We start from the raw sequence: 15,472 nt of genomic DNA on the forward strand, positions 1-15,472 counted from the left end.
CATGAAAGCCACACCGCTCGCCATTCCGGACGTCATTCTGTTTGAGCCCAAGGTCTTCGGAGACGATCGTGGGTTCTTCTTCGAGAGCTTCAACCAGCTGCGCTTTGAAGAAGCCGTCGGCCGCAAGGTCGATTTCGTGCAGGACAACCACTCCAAGTCCGCGCGCCACGTGCTGCGCGGTCTGCACTACCAGATCCAGCAGGCCCAGGGCAAGCTGGTGCGCGTTGTTCAAGGCGAGGTCTTTGACGTGGCGGTGGACATCCGCCGCTCCTCACCGACCTGCGGTCAATGGGTGGGTGCCCATCTCAGCGGCGAAAACAAACACCAGCTCTGGATACCGGAAGGTTTTGCCCACGGTTTTCTGGTGCTGAGCGAGTCCGCAGAATTTCTGTACAAGACCACCAACTACTACGCGCCCGCCCACGAGCGCAGCATCGTCTGGAACGATCCGGACATCGGCATCCAGTGGCCGACCGATGCCGCGCCCTTGCTGTCCGGCAAGGACCAGGCCGGTGCCCTGCTGAAAAACGCCGACCTGTTCGACTGATTCCACCACAAGGGCAAGCGCTATCGAACTGCATCCCGTTTTGAGTCCAGTGCGATACCGAAGACCATGAAAGTTCTGCATGTCTATCGCACGTACTACCCCGATCCACCGGGCGGGTTGCAACAAGCGATTCAGCAAATCTGTGCCGGCTGCCAACCACTCGGCATCGAGTCAGCGGTGTTCACGCTGTCACCCTCCCCGCTCCCGGCCAGCTTGTCCCGTGCCGAAGGCATGGTGCACCGCTCGCGTTCGTACTGGGCCCCCGCCTCCTGCGACCTGGGTGGACCCGAAGCGTTTCGCCACTTCGACCAGCTCGCCCGGTGGGCCGATGTGCTGCATTTCCACTTTCCCTGGCCATTTGCCGACCTGCTCAATCTGATGCCGGCAGCGCGCAGGCCCAAAGTCATGACCTACCACTCCGACATCGTCAAGCAGCGGGTGCTGGGTCGTCTGTACTACCCGCTGATGCGGCACACGCTTGGCAGCATGGATGCCGTCGTCGCCACCTCGCCGGCCTATGCACAGACCAGCCCGGTGCTGCGGCAACTGGTGAGCGCAGAGCAACTGAAGGTGATCCCGCTGGGGATGAACGATGCGTTGCCACTGGCGGTCGACGACGGCGCGGACTCCATAGTGGCCCGGCTCGGGTTGACGGATCAGCCGTTCATCCTGTCATTGGGTGTGCTGCGCTATTACAAGGGCCTGCATGTCCTGGTCGAAGCGGCGAAGCACACCCGCGGCACCATCGTGCTGGCGGGCAGTGGCCCGGAAGACCAGAACCTGCGCCAGCAGGTCGCCCGCCTGGGACTCGACAACGTGGTCTTTGCCGGTCAGGTCAGTGAAGCCGAGAAGCACGAGTTGCTCAGCCGTTGCACGGCACTGGCACTGCCCTCACACCTGCGATCCGAGGCCTACGGAATGGTGCTGCTCGAAGCCGCCATGCACAGCAAACCGCAAATCAGTTGCGACATCGGCACCGGCACCAGTTTCATCAACCAGCATCTGGAAACCGGTTTTGTCGTCCCCCCCGAGGATCCCGAATCGCTGGCAGCGGCGATGAACCGCCTCATCGCCGATGACGTCGAGGCCCAGGCCATGGGCCACCGGGCACGCCAGCGCTACGAGCAGCACTTCACAGGCGCCATCATGGCCCGGTCGTACGCGGCGCTGTACCAGTCCGTCACCCCACACTGAACCCACGCCATGACCCCTGGACTTCAGCCCATCATTCCCGTGATCCTTTCCGGCGGCACAGGCACGCGCCTGTGGCCGGTGTCGCGCGAGGCGCACCCCAAACCGTTCATGCTGATGCCCGACGGCCAAAGCCTGCTGCAGAAGACCTATCTGCGCGCGCAACAGACGAGTGGGGCGGATCGTTCCATCACCGTGACCAACCGGGACTACTTTTTTTCCAGCCGCGACACCCTCCAACAATCGGTCTCGGACACCAGCGGCTGTGTGTTCCTGCTGGAGAAAAATGGCCGCAACACCGCCGCGGCCATCACGATGGCTGCGCTGTATGCCGCTGAACACATGGGTGGCCCATCGCTGCTGCTGGTGCTGCCGTCCGACCACCTGGTGGGCCAGGTGGAAGCGTTTGCCGAGGCCGTGCAACAGGCCGCCGTGCTGGCCACCCAGAAGCGGCTCGTCACCTTCGGCATCCAGCCCAGCCGTCCGGAAACCGGTTTCGGCTACATCCAGACCGGTGAACCGCTGCACCCGGGCTACACCGTGAGCCGCTTTGTCGAAAAACCCGATCTGGCGACGGCCACGGCATACGTGCAATCGGGCGAGTACCTCTGGAACGCCGGCATGTTCTGTTTCGAGGTCGACACCTTCCTGCATGAAATGGGCTTGCACGCACCGGAGGTCCTGTCCGCCTGCCAGGCGTGTTACGCGGCCATGCGTGGCCAGACAGGGGGCAGTGGGCAGGGACTGGAGATTCCTGACGCGCTGTACGCCCAGGTGCCGTCCATCTCCATCGACCACGCCCTGATGGAAAATTCGGACCAGGTGGCCGTGATCCCGGCCGACATCGGCTGGTCGGACATCGGGTCGTGGACGGCCGTTCGCGACCTGACACCGGGCGACGCCGACAACAACCGGTCGAACGAAGACAGCATCTTCATCGACAGCCAGAACACCTACATCCACGCCGACCAGCGCCTGGTCGCCACCGTGGGCACCCGCAACCTGATCATCGTCGACACCCCCGATGCCTTGCTGGTGTCGGACGCCGACAGCGTGCAGGATGTGCGCCAGGTGGTCAGTCTGCTCAAGCAGAAACAGCACCCGGCGTACCAGCTGCACCAGACGGTGGCGCGGCCCTGGGGCACGTACACCGTGCTGGGCGAAGGGGCCCGCTACAAGCTCAAGCGCATCGAAGTGCTGCCGGGTGCGAGCCTGAGCCTGCAGATGCACCACCACCGCAACGAACACTGGATTGTGGTCAGCGGCGTGGCGGAAGTCACCAACGGCGAAAATGTGTTCCGCCTGGCCAGCAACGAATCCACCTACATTCCCGCCGAGCACAAGCACCGTCTGCACAACCCCGGCCCGGATCCGCTTGTGATGATCGAGGTCCAGAGCGGCTCCTACCTGGGTGAAGACGACATCGTGCGATTTGAAGACATCTATGGCAGAACAAACTGATACGGCCTTGAGCCAGTCCCCACCCTTGGACATGGGCCACGACGACGCCTGGTACGAACACGACGGGCGCAGCGACATCTGGGTCGGGCTGCGCAATGCGCACGTGTGGTCGGCCCTGGGCTGGCACGACATCCGCCAGCGTTACCGGCGTTCGGTGCTGGGTCCGTTCTGGTTCACCCTGAGCACCTTCATCATGATCGGTGTGCTCGGCGTGCTGTACTCCACCCTGCTCAAGCAGGACATCGTCACTTACCTGCCCTACCTGGGCGTGGGCCTGGTGATCTGGCAGTACGTCTCGACCGTCATCACCGAGGGCGCGAACTCGATGATCAATTCGGCCTTTCTGATCAAACAGATCCGAATGCCGCTGAGCATCCATGTCTGTCGCATCGTCTGGCGCAATTTCTGCATCCTGCTGCACAGCCTGCCGGTGGTGATCCTCTTCCTGCTGGCCATCGGCCACTGGCCCGGCATCACGTTCCTGCTGATCATCCCCGGCCTGCTGATCCTCTTGCTGCACGGTGTCTGGATGGGGGTTCTGCTCGGCATCCTGTGCGTGCGCTACCGCGACATCCTGCCAATCGTCACCAACTTCCTCCAGGTCGCCTTCTTCTTCACGCCCATCATGTGGTCGCCCGAGCTGTTGCAGGATCGCGCCTGGATCGCCCATTTCAATCCTCTCTACCACCTGATCGAAATCGTCCGGGCACCGGTGCTGGGCACCCCGATCCACCTGCAATCCTGGGTGTGGTCGATCGGTTTCCTGATCGTGGGCTTTGTCGCCGCCCAATACCTGATGCAGCGCGCGCGCCACCGTCTGACTTACTGGCTGTAACCCCATGAGCACAAGCATTTCCGCCCGGCAGCTGACCGTGGAGTTCCCGATTTTTGAAAACTCGCACCGCTCGTTGAAGAAGAAGGTGCTGCACCTGACCACCGGGGGCACCATCGGCAACGACGCCGGCAACCACCCCGTGGTGTGCGCCCTCGACGCCCTGGACTTCGAGTTCAAGGACGGCGACCGCGTCGGCCTGGTGGGCCACAACGGCTCGGGCAAGACCACATTGCTGCGCGTGCTCTCGGGCATCTATTCACCCACGCGCGGCCAGCTCAAGATCAAGGGCAAGACAGCGTCCCTGCTCGACGTCTCCACCGGTGTGGACCCGGACGCCACCGGGTTTGAAAACATCTACCTGCGCGGCATCATGAACGGCTTCAAACCGAGCATGATCCGCAGCAAGATCGATGAAATCGCCGACTTCACCGAACTCGGCGAATACCTGAACCTGCCGGTGCGCACCTATTCGAGCGGCATGATGCTGCGCCTGACGTTCGCGATCTCGACCAGCATCCAGGCCGACATCCTGCTCATGGACGAATGGCTCAGTGTCGGCGATGCCGACTTCCGGGAAAAGGCCGCCAAACGCCTGAAGGCCCTGGTTGACAACGCCTCCATCCTCGTGATCGCTTCGCACAACCCGGAGCTGATCGACAACGTCTGCAACAAGAAGCTGCAGCTGGAGCACGGCAAGATCGTGGCCAGCGAGGTGCTGGGCCAGGCCAGCAACCCGGCGCCCACGCTGGCTTGAAGCCGGCCGGACCGGTTCCTCTCAGTCGCCTGCCATGAACGCCGACCACCCCATCTTTCCCTACCTGGAATGGCTCTCCGGCCGCCAGCCCGTACGCACACTGAAGGGCCTGACCAGCGCCTACCTGGCCTACCCGGTGGCCGAGCGCATGGAGCAGCGCCAGGTGCGCGGCAAGCTGGCCGAGTTGCACCGCCACTACCGCAAGCCCTTCGCCGAGCGCCTGCGCCTGGCCCGGCAGCAGCTCGCGGACACCGTCGCTTTCGCCATGAAGGCCGTGCCCTACTACAAGGATACGCTGGGCAGCATCGGCTTTGACCCCGAACGGCTGCGCACGGACATCGGCTACCTGCAGGACATTCCCCTGCTGACCAAGGACATCATCCGCGAACAGGGTGATCGCCTGCTGTCCCGTCCACTGGCCGAGGCCCCCCACTTCACCTGCAAGACCGGAGGCTCGACCGGTCTCTCCTGCGTCATCGAATACGACCAGATCGCCGCCGATCACGCCGCGGCCGTGGTGCTGTATTGCCGCAAGATGGCGGGCAAGTCGCAACGCCAGTCCGAGCTGCATTTCGCCTGCCGCTTCCCCGGCGACCCGGTGCCGCCCTGGCCGTCGCGCGAAGACTTCAAGTGTTTTGCGATGAACCGCAGCAACATCTTTTTCGGCGCTCTGGATGCGGCGGGTCTGGATGAAATCTGGGCCACGCTGCAGCGGCGCCGGCCCTACCTGGTGCACGGTCACCCGTCGACCATCTATGCGCTGGCCTGCCACATCGAGAAGACGCAAGGCAAGGGCAAGGCCTTTGCCGTTTTCGAATCGAGCGGCGAGTTGATGGAAGACTACCAGCGCAAGAAGATCGCCGAGGTATTGCAGTGCCGGGTTGTCAACCGCTACGGCCTGGCCGAACTCGGCGTGATGGCCTACGACCTCGACGGTGGCCGGGGCCAGGGCATGCAGCTGCTCGACTCCGAAGGCTGGAGCGAATCGCTCGCCACCGACAACACGCCCGACGGCCATCAGGAGCTGGTGTTCACCTCGTTCCGCAACCGCCTGATGCCGCTGCTGCGCTACCGCAGCGGCGACCTGGGCCGCGTCGAACAACGGGTGAACGGCCTGTTCCTGACCGAGGTGGTGGGCCGCCTGCACGACATCGTGCCGATCAACGGCACGCCCCACGCCACGCACCACATCCAGGACGTGCTGGACCACCGCGTGGGCGGCATCCAGGAATTCCAGATCGACCTGCGCTCGTCGCCCCCCACGCTGCGCGTGGTGGTGGACAGCCATGGCAACGAAGCGCACATCGCCAGTCGGGTCGAGGCCTTCTGGCCCAGCGCCTTCCGGGTCGAGTTTGTGCAACACGGTGATCTGGTCCGCGTCGGCCGGCACGCCAAGTTCCGCCACGTCGTCACCCCCTGATTGCCCCATGATCCACGTTCTCGCTCCCGGAAATCAACAGCCCACCGCCACGCTGCTGGTGGCGGCACTGGCCCGCAGTTGCGGTCTGGACCAGGTCTCGGCTGGCAGTTTTTCCGGTTTGCTGCAAACGCTTCATGATCCGGTCGGGCACCATGCGTGGGTCGTGATCAACCCGCTGGAAGACTGGACCCCAGCACTCATTCGTCTGGCGAGTGCCCGCAGCAAGATCATCGTTCTGGGTGAACTGCCACCGGCTCTGGCTGAGTTCCTGAAGGTGCGCACCGAACCGCTGCCGCAGGACCTCATCAAGGCCGCGAGCTGTGCACCGGCCAACACCTTCCAGGATTCTGAAAGCGCCGCGCGCGTGCGCTGGTTGCCCGATCCGATGCTTCGCCTGTCGGGCCGCGCCTGTCACCAGCCAGAACGGGCACTGCGCCGCTACGACTTCACCGACGAATGGAACAACCTGGGCTTCGGGGCCATCACAGCGGACGGCTCACCCTGGTCGCTGGCGCAACGCGCCTGGCTGGAGCCCGGCAACGAACTGGCGCAGGTCGTGGTCGAAGCGGAGCACCACGGTGCTTACGCGGGCCTGTGGGACCAGGGTCCGGCCAGCCTGCTCTGGGTCAACCGAGCGGTTGGCCCGATCGATTCGCAGGAATGGCGCTGGATCGAAGACTTTCTCTCCGATCACCGTCCGGTCGAGTTGCCCTGCTGGCCCGTGCTGGCCGAAATTCCCCACGGGTTTGACGCTGCCGTGACCATGCGGCTGGACTGCGACGAAGACGTGGAATCGGCTCGAACGCTGTGGCAGGTGTACCAGCGCGAAGGCGTTCCGTTCAGCCTGGCGCTGCACGCCAAGGTTCTGAGCGATGCGCAGCACCACGTTCTGCCCCGGGAAGTGCTGGCCGCCGGAGGCGCCATCCTGTCGCACACCGCCACCCATGCCCCGGACTGGGGGGGCAGCTACGAAGCCGCCTACCTCGAAGGAAAAACATCGGCCGACGTGATCCGCGACACCATCGGCCACACCGTGCGGTACGCGGTCTCACCCTTCCACCAGACGCCCGTGTATGCCCGGCTGGGGCTGGCCGACGCCGGCTACAGCGGCTGCATCGGCGGCATCATCCGCAACGACTTCGACTTCCTGATGGCCCGCGCAGGCGTGCCACCGGCTTCGGGCACCGGCTTCATCGGCCACAGCCAGCAGTGCATGCTGCACGGCGACTGCATGCTCGAGGGCGATGAACCCATGAAGATCTTCAAGCAGGCCTTTGATCTGGCCTGCGAAGGCGGTGCGTTTTTTGGCTACCTCGATCACCCGTTTTCCGAACGCTATCAATACGGATGGCTCACCGAAACGCAGCGTGCCAGCGCCCATGTCCAGCTGATTCAGCACATGCGCCAGCGCGGACGGGTCTTGTTCGCCAACGAAGACCAGGCCATGGATTTCCTGCATGACCGCGCGCACACGCGGATTCAGGCCACGCCCGAGGGATTCCTCGTTGTGCGCCCGCCGGCAGCGTCCCCCTGGCCGCTGCAAGTGCGGTACAAAGGCCAGTCCCTGTGCATCGAACGCGAAGGCCTGGTGCGATGAAACTCATGGTTGTTTTTGGCACCCGGCCAGAAGTCATCAAGCTCGCGCCCGTGATCGAGGCGGCGCGCCACCTGGATGGCATCGAACTGCTCAGTTGCTCGACCGGGCAACACCGCCAGATGCTGGACCAGGCGCTGGCGTGTTTTGGCCTCCAGGCCGACATCGACCTGGGCCTGATGCGCGACAACCAGACCTTGCCGGAACTCACCGCCCGACTGATCGAAAGCCTGACCCACACCTACCAGCAACACCGGCCGGACGTGGTGGTCGTGCAAGGTGACACCACCACGGCCTTTGCAGGTGCGCTGGCGGCCTTCTACCAGCGCATCCCCGTGGCACACGTGGAAGCCGGACTGCGCACGGGCGACCCTTACAGCCCCTTTCCGGAAGAAATCAACCGCGCCATGATCGCGCGTCTGGCGCGCTGGCATTTCACGCCCACCAGCAAGGCCACCCGCAACCTGCTCGCTGAAGGCATCGCGCCGGAACACATCACGCAGTGCGGCAACACCGTCATCGACGCCATCGGCCTGATCCAGCAGAAATGGGCACAGCACCCCTATCAGGGCGAGGCCGCCGACCTCTTCCCGGATCAGGATGTGGTCCTGGTCACCACCCACCGGCGCGAAAACTTCGGTCAGGGACTGGAAAACATCTGTGAAGCCCTGCTTCAACTGGGTCGCGAATACCCCCAGCTGGGCTTCGTGTTTCCGGTTCACCTGAACCCGCAGGTGCAGGAAGTGGTCTACCAGCGGCTGGCCGACATCCCCAACCTGCGGCTGATGCCGCCCGTTGATTTCGAGACCAGTCTGTACCTGCAGAGCCGTTCGGTCCTGATCCTGACCGACTCCGGCGGCATCCAGGAGGAAGCGCCGTCGTTTGGCGTGCCGGCGGTGGTCATGCGCCAACACACCGAACGCAGCGAAGGCATAGACGCGGGTTTTGCGACCCTGGCCGGTACCGATATCGACCCCATTCTGGAAGCGGCCCGCGGGTGGTTGGGCGCCCCGGAGCGACGCGCCCGGTTGCAGGGTCAACCGAATCCCTATGGCGATGGCAAGGCCTCGCAACGCATGCTGCAGGTGCTGTTGAACGAAGGAAACGGGGCCCGGCATGGCCACCGCTGAGCACCCCAGCAAGGATTGCATTCTCTTTGCCACCGCCGACTGGGACACGCCCTACTGGACCAACAAGCAGCACACCGCGGCCCATCTGGCCGAAGCCGGGTGGCGCGTGCTGTATGTGGAGAGCATCGGCCTGAGGCCACCCAAACTGGGCAGTGGCACCGACTGGGGACGCATCTTCAGACGCCTTTGGCGAGGTCTGCGCGGCCCAAGGCAGGTGAGCAAGAACCTGTGGGTCTATTCCCCGCTTCTGGTGCCGTTCCGCCATGACCATCCCTGGATCCGCACACTCAACCGCAGCCTGCTGAGCGGCGTGCTGCGCTGGTTCATTCGGAGTCGATCATTTTCCCGGCCCATGGTCTGGACCTACCACCCGTACATCGTCGATCTTCTGGACGATCTGGATACCGGCCCTTTGGTCTATCACTGTGTCGACGATCTCGCAGCGATCCCGGGTATTGACGCGGACGCGTTCAACCTGGAGGAAGAGCGTCTCCTCAAGGTTGCAGACCACGTTTTCACGACCAGTCCTGCACTGCAGGCCAAGTGCAGCCTTCATCACCCCCAGGTGGTCGACCTGCCCAACGTGGTGGATGCCGGGCATTTCGGACAGGCGCTGGAAAGCGGACCACTGCCTGGAGATCTGGCGGCGATTCCGTCCCCGCGCCTGGCCTACGTGGGCGCCCTGTCGGACTTCAAGGTCGACTTTGCGCTGCTGCATGCACTGGCAAGTCAACACCCAGAATGGAGCTTCGTCCTGATCGGCGAGGAGCGGGAGGGACAACATGACCCCACGCTCGCCGAGATGCGCAAACTACCCAACGTGCACACCCTCGGACACAAACCCTATGCGGCCTTGCCGCAATATCTGCGCGGCATGGCTGTCGGGCTGCTGCCCACCCGGGTGAACGACTACACACGCAGCATGTTTCCGATGAAGTACTTCGAGTACCTGGCCGCGGGTGTGCCGGTGGCCTCGACACCGCTGGAATTCACCCGACACCACCATGTCGGGCTGTGCATTGGCCATGATGTGCCAAGCTTTTCCCGGGCCATTCATGACCAGCTGCGGCGTGGCCGATTGACGCCCGACGAAGCTGCGGATTTCGTCGGCGAAAATACCTGGTCACAGCGCCTTGAAAAGATGCTTCAAATCGTGAACGGCTCTCGCGGTTGATACACCGAACACGCCGTTTTCCCACCCGCTTTCAGCTCCCCGGATTTCGATCAAGCACCAACGACATGGACAAGAACACAACCCCACTGGCGCTCTTGGCGCACTACGAACGCCGCGAAGCAGAGATCGCGCGCCTGAAGGACCAACTTCGCGTCGATGGAGCGCTATGCATTCAGGGCGATGGCATCGCCAACAATGCGCTGCTAAAGGCGCTTTTGACCCCCAACGGTCAGGCACCACGCACACTGTGGGAGCGCGTCCTGTTCTGCGCCAAATACCTGCTTGGCAGGTACGACAGGGGCATCTGGCGTCTGACCCTGGATACCAAGCTGCTGTCCGAAACCAGCAAAAAATCCAGCAACGACTACACGCTGTGGGTCCAACAATACGATCAAAAAGACTCCGGATACCTCAAGCGCCTGCTGAAGCAAGCGACGACGTTCACATGCACGCCCAAGCTGTCCATCGTCATGCCGACCTACAACCCCGATCCGGTGTTCTTTCGCAAGGCGCTGGACTCTGTGCTGGCGCAAACCTACGGCAACTGGGAGCTGTGCATCTGCAACGATTGCTCCACCCGACCGGAGGCTGATGAGATCGTCCAGGAATACCTCGCTCAGGACGAACGCATCCGCTACGTCAAGCTGGAAAAAAACGCCGGCATCTCGGGCGCCACCAACGGTGCGATCGGCATCGCCACCGGCGACTGGGTGTGCTTTCTGGACCACGACGACGAACTCACCCAGGATGCACTGCACTGGGTCGTGGACACGATCAACCAGCGCCCGCAAGCCAGGCTGATCTATTCGGATGAAGACAAGATAGACGATCAGGGCAACCGGTTCGAACCCTATTTCAAGTGTGAATTCAACTACGAACTCATGCTGGCCCAGAACATGGTCTGCCACTTCACGGCGGTTCAAAAAACACTGCTGGACCAGGTGGGGCCACTGCGCAGCGACTTCGACGGATCACAGGACTACGACCTGACCCTGAGGCTGGTTGAGGGATTGCGCATGGACGAGATCGCGCACGTCCCGCGCATCCTTTACCACTGGCGCGCCTGCGAAGGCAGCACCGCCTTGAGTATTGACAACAAAAACTACGCGCTGGACGCGGCGAGGCGGGCGGTGTCCGAACACCTGGCGCGGGTGGGACTGCCGGGTGAAGTGGTACCGGGCATCATTCCCCACTACAACCGCGTCAAGTTCCAGTTGCCCGACCCGCCGCCCCTGGTCAGCATCGTCATCCCCACGCGGGACAAGCCTGAACTCATAGCCTTGTGCCTGAAGACGGTGCTGGAAAAAACCACCTACCCCAACTTCGAGATCGTGGTGGTCGACAACGGCAGCGTGGATCCGCAGGTCAAGGCCCTGTACCAGGAACTTTCCAGCGACAAGCTGCGCATTGTCGATGCCAGCATCCCGTTCAACTTCTCCAGGCTCGTCAACATGGGGGTGGCCGCCAGCCGCGGCGACATCGTCCTGCTGCTCAACAACGACATCGAGATCCTGGATGGCAACTGGATGCACGAACTGGTTTCCCACGCCGCGCACGAAGGTGTCGGCGCAGTGGGCGCCAAGTTGCTCTACCCGGACGGACGCGCCCAGCACAACGGCGTCATCGTCGGCATCGGTGGCGTTGCCGGCCACTCACACAAGTTCTTCCCTGGCGACGCACCTGGGTACTTCGGTCGCGCTCAGCTGCATCAGGAACTCAGTGCCGTCACCGGGGCCTGCCTGGCGATCAAGCGCTCTGCCTGGAATGCCGTGGAAGGCTTCGACGAACAGCTCGGCATCGCCTTCAACGACGTCGACTTCTGCCTTCGGGTTCAAGCAGCCGGGTACCGAAACGTCTGGACCCCACACGCGGTGCTCAAGCACCATGAGTCGGCCTCGCGCGGCCTGGAAGACAACCCCGCCAAACAGGCGCGATTCGCCAGCGAAGTGCAGTACATGTTCGCCCGCTGGGGCAACAAGATGGCGGCGGACAGGAATTACAGTCCCAACCTGTCGCTGGTCCATGAAGACTTCAGTCTGGCTTGGCCGCCGAGAGTCGGGTAGATCACCACAGGGAGGACTCCAGAATGTCTACGCGAAAAGAACTCATCCTGCGCGATATCGATACAAGAGGGCTCGGCTTGGAAATTGGCCCCAGCCACAACCCGGTCGCCCCAAAAAGGGATGGATTCCAGGTACATGTCATGGACCACCTGACCCGGGAAGGATTGGTCGAGAAGTACAAGGACCACGGCGTTCAGCTGGACAACATTGAAGAAGTTGATTTTGTCTGGAGCGGCCAGTCCTTCAAGGAATTGACCGGTGGTACGTGCCAATACGACTGGATCATTGCCTCGCATGTCATCGAGCATACGCCCGACCTGATCGCGTTTCTCAATGAGTGCGAGAGCATCCTCAAACCGGGTGGTGTGCTGTCCTTGGCTGTTCCAGACAAGCGGTATTGCTTTGACCGCTTCCGACCGGTAACTGGCTTGGGCAAGATCATTGATGCGCATCTGGCCAAGGACACCATACACAGCCCCGGTAACGTCGCCGAATACTACATGAATGTGGTTGCAAAAGACGGCCGCATTGCGTGGAGTGGAAATGAGCCGGGCGACTACCGCTTTCTTCACGGTTTGTCGAACGCCTCATGCGGTATTCAGATAGTTCGGGAGCAGAGGGCCTACCTCGACATCCACGCCTGGTGTTTTGTGCCGCACTCGTTCCGACTGCTGGTGCAGGACCTTCATGCCCTCAAGTTCATCCATCTTCAAGAGTGCACTTTTCTGCCCACGGTTGGTCACGAATTCTTTATGACGTTGTCAAAGCGTGCAGCTTTTCCAGAGGCAACTCGAATGGAGCTTGTCTTGGCCGCGGAGAAGGATTTACTTGGATAGATCTGGCGGAGTCAAAAGTGAAGTGCAACACCTGCCACCAAGTAAGGTCCGCAGATGCAAAGCAGCCCACAGAGAAGGTATCAACAACTCCAGCCTGAAGTCCGTGTGACGATTTCCAGCCTGGCACAGCAGAAGTACACCATTCGAGCTATGGCCCTGGTCTTGGTGCGATCACCCAGCACCATCAGCCGGGAGCTGCGGCGCAACGCACAGCCAGCAGGCTACGCAAGCACCGCAGCACGTGCTTGTGCCCGGCAGCGCCGTCGCCAAAGCCGTTCCCCGAACAAGCCCCATCGCTATGGCCTCCTGTTCGGCCTGATGCGCCACTTTCTGGGCGAGCGCTGGTCGCCTGTACAGATTGCCCTGACACTGGCCTGCATCCTCCCCAGAGGCCATGAGCACCGCGTGTCACACGAGACCATCTACAACTGCATCTACGCCCAACCCGTTGGCGAGCTCAAGCGCGAGCTGATCGCCACCCTGCGCCACGCCCACAACAAACGCGTGCCTCGCAGCAAAGGACAGGACCGCAGAGGTCAAATCCCCGACATGGTAAGCATCCACCTGCGCCCGCCCGAGATTGAAGACCGGCAGTTTCCCGGGCATTGGGAGGGCGACCTGATCAAGGGTGCGGCCAACGCCAGTGCGGTGGGCACCTTGGTCGAGCGCACCAGCAGGCTGCTCATGCTCATCAAACTGCCTGAGTTCAAACCTGCCAGCGCAGCCAACGTGATGCAGGCCTTCTCTGACAAGCTGCTGGGGATCGCAGCGCCCATGCGCCAGAGCATGACGTACGACCATGGGGCGGGAGATGGCGGTGTACGTCTGTGACCCGCACAGCCCATGGCAGCGCGGCTCCAACGAGAACACCAACGGGCTGGTGCGTCAGTACCTGCCCAAGGGCACCGATCTCTCAGGCTACAGCTAGGAGCAACTCGATGCCATTGCCGATCAGCTCAACAACCGACCTGGCAAAGGTCTGTGCGTACGATCACCGCTGGCGGTCTATCGAGAACTCCTGCTCAACAGCCCGCAGCATTCCACCTTCGTTCATTGAAACCCAGGGTGTTGCACTTCAGGCTTGAATCCACCCTTCACGAAAAAACTCAATTAAATGCAATGAAAACACTCTATTTACACATAGGATGTGCAAAAACAGGCTCATCCGCGCTCCAAGTTTGGCTCAACAACAACGTAGTGGCCCTAAGCACCCAAGGCGTGAAATACCCTAATGTCAAGCAGACCTTTTTACCACACAAAGTCTCTATAGGTAACGGCTTTACCCTTTTCAGAGCAATCAAATCCAGACATATTTCCGAAGAAATAGATAAAATCAAAAGTGTCAGCGAAAGTAAAATTCTTTTGTCATCCGAGGCATTTCAAGATTTAACAGAAGATGATTTGATTGAATTAAAGCATCATGCAACCAACGCCTCTCTAGAGATCATAATAATTGCATACCTCAGAGATGTTTACGATATCGTTTATTCAGGATACCAACAACTCATTAAGCGCCACCAATATGCCCGCAATTTTCGCGAATACGGCTTGTCAATCAATAGCATCCCACAGTTCGATGCGATCAAAAAATATAAAAAGATTTTTGATAAAATATTTACCTTTCATTACGACAGCGAAATTCAGCAAGGACTGTCAATATCACTGTGCAAGGCTCTTGAAATTGACTCAAATGCACTCCCAGCAATGGGCAACGCCAAAGTAAACAGATCTTTGACCCTATTTGAGACAGAACTGTTAAGGGTAGCCAACTTGACATACAGCGAAGTATTTAAGGATGTCAACCCCGACTTCTCCAAATCGATATCTGATGATTTCATCTACAGAGATCCAGAATGTCAAACAGAAATCATTCTAGACGAAGCCGTTTTAAGACACTTGACGGACATAAGCGAGCCAGACATTGATCTGATCAAGAATAATCACCCCGAAATTTCACCGCTGGTGATATTTAATCCCAACGGAAAACAGATTGTCAAAAAGCAGCCTGAGCGAAACGAGCAGCTAAAAACGCTGCTGTTTTCAACAATGAAGCATTTCTACCTGCGATCAATGGATGAAAAATTTGAACCCGTAATGGGCTGTATTGATGCTATCGATCGTACGATGCAGGGTATCTTGATTCAAGGATGGGCGCTTCCCTGGGGCAGGGAAGCTGCAAGCGGATTCACAGTCGCCATCAATGGAATTGAATCTCCCGTCAAAAATTTCGAGCCAAGAGCTCGCCCAGACGTAAATAAAATACATACAGATGGAACCATCAATTGTGGATTTAGCCTCTTCATACCCTTCAATTTGCCCTGCAATATCAAGACCATTGAGGTTTATGCATTAACCAATTCCGGAAACAGAACCAGCCCCATTAATTGGAGCAAGGGCATCTCAAAAGAAAAAAATATTTTTTACCCCGATATTTAGTCATATTGACGTCATCAGCGCAATCGACGAC

The 15,472-nt window shown here is 60.5% G+C and carries 12 protein-coding genes and 1 pseudogene; all 13 read left to right on the plus strand.

The window, feature by feature from the left end; all coding sequences use genetic code 11:
• Position 1 precedes the first annotated feature (1 nt).
• Positions 2 to 547 (plus strand): dTDP-4-dehydrorhamnose 3,5-epimerase, encoded by a 546-nt coding sequence (gene rfbC, locus F3K02_RS22605; RefSeq protein WP_177138191.1) that lies wholly within the window; start codon positions 2 to 4, stop codon positions 545 to 547.
• Positions 548 to 613: 66 nt separating this feature from the next.
• Positions 614 to 1,741, plus strand: coding sequence for a glycosyltransferase (locus tag F3K02_RS22610; RefSeq protein WP_177138192.1), 1,128 nt, complete (start codon positions 614 to 616; stop codon positions 1,739 to 1,741).
• Positions 1,742 to 1,750: 9 nt separating this feature from the next.
• On the plus strand, positions 1,751 to 3,199 hold the full coding sequence (locus F3K02_RS22615; RefSeq protein WP_177138194.1) for a mannose-1-phosphate guanylyltransferase/mannose-6-phosphate isomerase: 1,449 nt from the start codon (positions 1,751 to 1,753) through the stop codon (positions 3,197 to 3,199).
• 31 nt (positions 3,200 to 3,230) lie between these two features.
• Positions 3,231 to 4,034 carry an ABC transporter permease gene (locus F3K02_RS22620; RefSeq protein WP_177138640.1) on the plus strand — a complete coding sequence of 268 codons (804 nt, stop codon included), beginning with the start codon at positions 3,231 to 3,233 and terminating at the stop codon, positions 4,032 to 4,034.
• Between the two features lie 4 nt (positions 4,035 to 4,038).
• On the plus strand, positions 4,039 to 4,788 hold the full coding sequence (locus tag F3K02_RS22625) for an ABC transporter ATP-binding protein (RefSeq protein WP_177138197.1): 750 nt from the start codon (positions 4,039 to 4,041) through the stop codon (positions 4,786 to 4,788).
• A gap of 34 nt (positions 4,789 to 4,822) precedes the next feature.
• Complete coding sequence (locus F3K02_RS22630) at positions 4,823 to 6,208, plus strand: phenylacetate--CoA ligase family protein (RefSeq protein ID WP_177138199.1); 1,386 nt, start codon at positions 4,823 to 4,825, stop codon at positions 6,206 to 6,208.
• Between the two features lie 7 nt (positions 6,209 to 6,215).
• On the plus strand, positions 6,216 to 7,805 hold the full coding sequence (locus F3K02_RS22635; protein ID WP_177138201.1) for a polysaccharide deacetylase family protein: 1,590 nt from the start codon (positions 6,216 to 6,218) through the stop codon (positions 7,803 to 7,805).
• Complete coding sequence (gene wecB / locus F3K02_RS22640) at positions 7,802 to 8,932, plus strand: non-hydrolyzing UDP-N-acetylglucosamine 2-epimerase (protein ID WP_177138203.1); 1,131 nt, start codon at positions 7,802 to 7,804, stop codon at positions 8,930 to 8,932. Before F3K02_RS22635 ends, wecB begins: the two co-directional genes overlap by 4 nt.
• The gene (locus tag F3K02_RS22645; RefSeq protein ID WP_177138206.1) at positions 8,919 to 10,106 is read left to right on the plus strand and encodes a glycosyltransferase; all 1,188 of its coding nucleotides are present in this window, start codon (positions 8,919 to 8,921) and stop codon (positions 10,104 to 10,106) included. The genes wecB and F3K02_RS22645 overlap by 14 nt, the downstream gene beginning before the upstream one ends.
• A 65-nt stretch (positions 10,107 to 10,171) precedes the next feature.
• On the plus strand, positions 10,172 to 12,169 hold the full coding sequence (locus F3K02_RS22650; RefSeq protein WP_177138208.1) for a glycosyltransferase family 2 protein: 1,998 nt from the start codon (positions 10,172 to 10,174) through the stop codon (positions 12,167 to 12,169).
• The gene (locus F3K02_RS22655; RefSeq protein WP_281362875.1) at positions 12,148 to 13,005 is read left to right on the plus strand and encodes a class I SAM-dependent methyltransferase; all 858 of its coding nucleotides are present in this window, start codon (positions 12,148 to 12,150) and stop codon (positions 13,003 to 13,005) included. Before F3K02_RS22650 ends, F3K02_RS22655 begins: the two co-directional genes overlap by 22 nt.
• Positions 13,006 to 13,059: 54 nt before the next feature.
• Positions 13,060 to 14,062: pseudogene (locus F3K02_RS22660) on the plus strand (IS30 family transposase).
• The gene (locus F3K02_RS22665; protein ID WP_177137940.1) at positions 13,987 to 15,441 is read left to right on the plus strand and encodes a hypothetical protein; all 1,455 of its coding nucleotides are present in this window, start codon (positions 13,987 to 13,989) and stop codon (positions 15,439 to 15,441) included. Before F3K02_RS22660 ends, F3K02_RS22665 begins: the two are co-directional and overlap by 76 nt.
• Positions 15,442 to 15,472: the final 31 nt, after the last annotated feature.

This window comes from Hydrogenophaga aromaticivorans, assembly GCF_013387465.1.
Classification (GTDB): Bacteria; Pseudomonadota; Gammaproteobacteria; order Burkholderiales; family Burkholderiaceae_C; genus Hydrogenophaga; species Hydrogenophaga aromaticivorans.

What these genes read in the sequence shown, in the direction of transcription:
- rfbC (WP_177138191.1), top strand. Translation starts at nt 2, where the DNA reads ATGAAAGCCACACCGCTCGCCATTCCGGACGTCATTCTGTTTGAGCCC.
- F3K02_RS22610 (WP_177138192.1), top strand. Translation starts at nt 614, where the DNA reads ATGAAAGTTCTGCATGTCTATCGCACGTACTACCCCGATCCACCGGGC.
- F3K02_RS22615 (WP_177138194.1), top strand. Translation starts at nt 1,751, where the DNA reads ATGACCCCTGGACTTCAGCCCATCATTCCCGTGATCCTTTCCGGCGGC.
- F3K02_RS22620 (WP_177138640.1), top strand. Translation starts at nt 3,231, where the DNA reads ATGGGCCACGACGACGCCTGGTACGAACACGACGGGCGCAGCGACATC.
- F3K02_RS22625 (WP_177138197.1), top strand. Translation starts at nt 4,039, where the DNA reads ATGAGCACAAGCATTTCCGCCCGGCAGCTGACCGTGGAGTTCCCGATT.
- F3K02_RS22630 (WP_177138199.1), top strand. Translation starts at nt 4,823, where the DNA reads ATGAACGCCGACCACCCCATCTTTCCCTACCTGGAATGGCTCTCCGGC.
- F3K02_RS22635 (WP_177138201.1), top strand. Translation starts at nt 6,216, where the DNA reads ATGATCCACGTTCTCGCTCCCGGAAATCAACAGCCCACCGCCACGCTG.
- wecB (WP_177138203.1), top strand. Translation starts at nt 7,802, where the DNA reads ATGAAACTCATGGTTGTTTTTGGCACCCGGCCAGAAGTCATCAAGCTC.
- F3K02_RS22645 (WP_177138206.1), top strand. Translation starts at nt 8,919, where the DNA reads ATGGCCACCGCTGAGCACCCCAGCAAGGATTGCATTCTCTTTGCCACC.
- F3K02_RS22650 (WP_177138208.1), top strand. Translation starts at nt 10,172, where the DNA reads ATGGACAAGAACACAACCCCACTGGCGCTCTTGGCGCACTACGAACGC.